Below are 4,315 nucleotides of genomic sequence, written 5' to 3' on the forward strand. Positions count from 1 at the left end.
CCTCGACCTCCTGGAGTCCGCCGGGGACCTGCGGGACAAGCTCGCCGCCAACACCAAGCTCTTCCGCACCGAGATGGCGGCGGCCGGTTTCGAGATCCTGCCGGGCGACCACGCCATCGCGCCCGTCATGATCGGCGACGCCGCCGAAGCCGGACGCATGGCGGAGCTGCTGCTCGAGCGCGGCGTCTACGTCATCGGCTTCTCCTACCCGGTCGTCCCGATGGGGAAGGCCCGGATCCGCGTCCAGCTGTCGGCGGCGCACTCCACCGAGGACGTGACGCGGGCGGTGGCGGCCTTCGTCGACGCACGCGCGACAATGGGCGGGTGATCGACCCCCGGCGGCTGCGAATTCTGCGGGCCGTGGCGGACCACCGTACGGTGACCGCCGCGGCCTCCGCGCTCTACCTGACCCCCTCGGCCGTGTCCCAGCAGCTCAACGCGCTGGAGCAGGAGACCGGCCACGCCCTGCTGATCCGCAGCGGCAAGGGTGTGCGTCTGACGGCGGCGGGCGACATCCTGCTCACCCACACCCACGCCGTCCTGGCACAGTTGGAACGGGCGGAGGCGGAGCTCGCCGACTACGCGGGCGGCGTGGCCGGAGAGGTGAGCGTCGCCGCGTTCGCCACCGGCATCGCCGAGGTCGTGGCCCCGGCCATAGACCGGCTCTCGCAGACCCGCCCCGGCATTCGGGTACGCGTGCGGGACGCTGAGGGCGACGAGAGCCTGCCGCTGGTGCTCGACGGGGAAGCCGACCTCGCGGTCGCGGTGGAGTACCGGGGCGCCCCCGGCGCGGGCGACCGCCGGCTCGCCCGGGTGCCGCTGTACGCGGAACCGTTCGACGCCGTGCTGCGCGCGGACCATCCGCTCGCCGCGAAGGACCGTGTGGAGCTCGCCGAGTTCGCCGACAGCGACTGGATCGGGCCCTATCCGGGCAACCCGTGCCACGACATGGTGCTGTTGGCGTGCGAGCTGGCCGGGTTCGAGCCGCGTCTGCTGCATTCTTCCGACGACTTCCGCGCCGTCGTCGCTCTCGCCGGAGCGGGCGCCGGGGTCGCGCTCGTGCCGCGCTCCGCTCTGCGCGGCATGGAGCTGCGCGACACGGTCGTACGTCCTGTCGCGGGCCCGGCGGCCACCCGTCGGGTGTTCGCCGCGGTCCGCCGTGGCGCGGAGGACCATCCGCTGATCCGGCCGGTGCTCGACGCCCTGGCGCACACCGCCCAGGGTCTGTCCACGGACTGACCGACGGCGTCCGGCGCCGGACGGGGCGCACGGGCCGCGATCAGGGGGCGGCCCCACCGCGGCAGAACTACCCGGGGACCACCCGGCCCGGGGCGGGCCGGCCGGGGTGCTGGGGTCTTTTGTTCGGATCCGGCCTGATCCCCACGAGAGGCCCTAGGAGACCTCGGCCTCCATCGCCCTCTTCAGGTTCTCCAGTGTCGTACGGATGTTGCGGCGCTGGAACTCGGCGAAGGTGTGCCCCCGCGTCGCCAGCTTGTCGAAGGTGTTGGCGACGACGTCGGGCCAGGCGCGGCGGTCGTCGATCCAGGTCTCCGTCACCCGCGTCCCGCCGCCGGCGGCGCGCTCGAAGCGGTACTCCCAGGTGGCGATGCGTCCGGGCAGCACAGGCCGCCGCCTGCCGATGGCGCGTACCCGGAACGCGAACCGCTCGCCGGGATCGGCGGCCGTGACGGTGCAGCGGGTGGTCCAGCTCACCGGCCCGCGCGTGTTGCGGCCGTCGAAGACCATGCCGACGTAGGCCTGTTCGCCACCGCTGCGCACCGTCGCGCCGCGGTTCTCGGGGCTCCAGCGCCCCATCAGCCGGGGATTGCTCACATGCGCGTAGATCATCGAGGGGGCGGCGCCGATCACGACGCTGTCCGAGACGCTGAGTATGCGGACCATGCGTACGACTCCGATCATCGTGGGCGTCCGACGTTATCGCGCCGCGTCCCGTCGTCGTGCCGAGGGGCGTCCGTGTCCAAGTCGCTTCGGATTCCCGGCTGTTGGGCAACGCGGTGCAAACGCGTACGGCATGCGGCGGGGGCGGTGAAGGGTGGGGCGAGGACCGTGGCCGGCCGCGTTCTGGCACCGTGACAGTACGGCGGACTGCCGCTGGGGCGAACAGAGGACCGGGGCTCGAGCGAGAAGTCTCCGCGGGAGCACGTCGTGGCGCTTTGCGGACCGGCCCCGTGGGCAGCTTCAATACGGCCAAACCTCTCATAAGGCGCGTGATCGGAGAATCGCGATGCTTACTCATGCGGTTGACCGGGGAGTCCTGGTCGTCACGATCCGCGTCGACATCGACATCACCGCCAGGGCGGTCACTGCGGAGAACGTCGCACGTCTCGTCCGCTGCCATCTGCCGCTGCCCGTGGTCGTCGTCCTCGCGGCGCCGATGGTGGGCGCCGCCACGCTCAGCGCGGTGCTCCGCGTCCATCGCGCGTGCAGCGGTCTGCGGGTCCCCCTGTCCGTCGCCACGCCGAGCGCCGCCGCGCGTCGGGTGCTGAGGGCGAGCGCCGATCCCTCCCGCTTCCCGCTGGGTGTGTTCGCCACGGCCGACAGCGCGATCGCCGCCGCGGCCGCCGCCACCGCCCACGACGCCTCGGCATGACAGGCGGCTCCTCGGCGTGACGGCGCGACGGCGTGCGGGGCGACGGGGTCACCGCTGCACCACCCATGTGCGGTCACGGTCACCGCGTCCACGGCCGTCCCGACGATCACGGCGGGCGGCGAGGTCCGTGGCGGTCGGCGTGAGGCGACGGCCCGTCCCGGCGGGAGGGGTGGCTCGCGGCGGCGGGGGAGACCGTGATTGCGGGCGGGGGATCAGCCGCGCTTTCTTGTCATCTTGCGGCAACGCTATTGCAGTTGACGCGCTCGCGGTGGACACGGTCTTCTGTGGCCGTGTCCCCACTCCGCATCCAGCAGGTGGACGGCGATGCCATGCTCCGTGACTGGCAGCACGTCCACAACACGATCATCCCTTCGCACCTCCTGTCGCTCGACGAGGTCCGTGAGCGCTCCGGGCGCCACCGCCTGACCGTGGCGTACCTCGGCGACGTCCTCGTCGGCTGCTCGACCGTTCGTCCGCCGGCGGACGGCACGTCGACCGCCACGGTGATCTCCAGGGTGCTTCCCGCTCACCGTCGCCAGGGAATCGGCGGCCGGCTCTACGAACGGGAGTTGGCAGAGGCGCGCGCACTCGGCGCGGATGTGATCGAGACGGTCGTCCTCGCGTCGAACGAGGACGGGCTCCAATTCGCCCGGTCCCGGGGGTTCACCGAGATCGAACGGTATCTGCTGCCGGGCGACAGCGTGCCCTACGTCGACCTCCGGCTGGCCTGAGGGCCGGTACGCCGGGCGGCGCGCCGAGTACCACGCACGGTGCGACGCTGCGCACTGCCTCCGCCCCGGGACGGTGACGGGCAAAGTGCTGTCGCGTCAATGCGGTTGGCTGGGGTTGATGTGGGCATGCCAATTGAGCCGCGTGCCCCACCGCCGGCCGACCAGGAGGACGCATTGCGCAGCACATCACGTATCCGCAGGGTCTCGCTCGTTCTCGGCAGCGCCGTCGTGCTCGTCATGGCGTCTTCCGGCAGCGCTGTCGCCGCCCCGCCCACCGCCTTGCCCGCCAACGCGGACGGACTGGAGCAGACCTTCCAGCCGGCCTACGACTACGACACGGACGGGTGCTATCCCACACCCGCCATCGGACCGGACGGGACCATAGCCACCGGACTCAACACGACCGGTGCGGTCAACGGCCAGTGCCGTGACCAATGGGACCTCGACAACACCAACGGATACGCACGCCACAAATGCAACAACGGCTGGTGCGCGGTCATGTACGGCCTCTACTTCGAGAAGGACCAGGCCGTCGCCGGCAGTGGACTCGGCGGTCACCGCCATGACTGGGAGCACGTCGTGGTGTGGGTGCAGAACAACGAGGCGCGGTACGTGTCCACGTCCGCCCACGGCAACTTCGACATCCACGGCCGGGACCGCATCCGGTGGGACGGCACACACCCCAAGATCGTCTACCACAAGGACGGTATAGGCACGCACTGCTTCCGCCCGGCGAACTCCAACGACGAGCCGCCGGAGAACCACTACCACGGATGGCAGTTCCCCCGCCTTGTCGGCTGGAACGGCTACCCGGCGGGCCTGCGCGACAAGCTGAGCCAGGCTCAGTTCGGCAGCGCCGTCTTCGGCCTGAAGGACGGGAACTTCAACTACCACCTGGAGAAGGCCAAGCCGGCCGGTATCCCGTTCGACCCCCACGCCTGAGGACCCCGGGATCGGACGCCCGTTTCGCGGT

At 71.3% G+C, this 4,315-nt stretch carries 6 protein-coding genes; 5 read left to right on the forward strand and 1 reads right to left on the reverse strand.

Translation table 11 applies throughout. The features are described 5' to 3' along the window. The coding region (locus ACWGH4_RS32105) for an aminotransferase class I/II-fold pyridoxal phosphate-dependent enzyme (RefSeq protein WP_453467073.1) at positions 1 to 328 on the forward strand (328 nt) is incomplete at its 5' end. Then, positions 325 to 1,239: a LysR substrate-binding domain-containing protein gene (locus ACWGH4_RS32110; protein WP_441262464.1), complete on the forward strand. Its 915-nt coding sequence runs from the start codon at positions 325 to 327 to the stop codon at positions 1,237 to 1,239. The genes ACWGH4_RS32105 and ACWGH4_RS32110, both read left to right, overlap by 4 nt. A gap of 153 nt (positions 1,240 to 1,392) precedes the next feature. Here ACWGH4_RS32110 and ACWGH4_RS32115 read toward each other — a convergent pair whose 3' ends face one another. Next, on the reverse strand, positions 1,393 to 1,902 hold the full coding sequence (locus ACWGH4_RS32115; protein WP_453467075.1) for an SRPBCC family protein: 510 nt from the start codon (positions 1,900 to 1,902) through the stop codon (positions 1,393 to 1,395). A 343-nt stretch (positions 1,903 to 2,245) separates the two neighbouring features. Here ACWGH4_RS32115 and ACWGH4_RS32120 point away from each other — a divergent pair, with 343 nt between their 5' ends. From ACWGH4_RS32120 to ACWGH4_RS32130, 3 genes are all read left to right on the forward strand, one after another. Then, positions 2,246 to 2,611, forward strand: a complete 366-nt coding sequence (locus ACWGH4_RS32120) for a hypothetical protein (protein WP_364593725.1) — start codon at positions 2,246 to 2,248, stop codon at positions 2,609 to 2,611. Positions 2,612 to 2,940: 329 nt separating this feature from the next. Further along, positions 2,941 to 3,342, forward strand: a complete 402-nt coding sequence (locus ACWGH4_RS32125; RefSeq protein ID WP_453467080.1) for an N-acetyltransferase family protein — start codon at positions 2,941 to 2,943, stop codon at positions 3,340 to 3,342. Between the two features lie 174 nt (positions 3,343 to 3,516). Continuing rightward, a complete protein-coding gene (locus tag ACWGH4_RS32130) occupies positions 3,517 to 4,284 on the forward strand; it encodes an NPP1 family protein (RefSeq protein WP_453467078.1) in 768 nt (255 codons plus the stop codon). Positions 4,285 to 4,315: the final 31 nt, after the last annotated feature.

It is taken from the genome of Streptomyces sp. NPDC054847 (genome assembly GCF_053610925.1).

What these genes read in the sequence shown, in the direction of transcription:
- ACWGH4_RS32115 (WP_453467075.1), bottom strand. Translation starts at nt 1,902, where the DNA reads ATGGTCCGCATACTCAGCGTCTCGGACAGCGTCGTGATCGGCGCCGCC.
- ACWGH4_RS32120 (WP_364593725.1), top strand. Translation starts at nt 2,246, where the DNA reads ATGCTTACTCATGCGGTTGACCGGGGAGTCCTGGTCGTCACGATCCGC.
- ACWGH4_RS32125 (WP_453467080.1), top strand. Translation starts at nt 2,941, where the DNA reads ATGCTCCGTGACTGGCAGCACGTCCACAACACGATCATCCCTTCGCAC.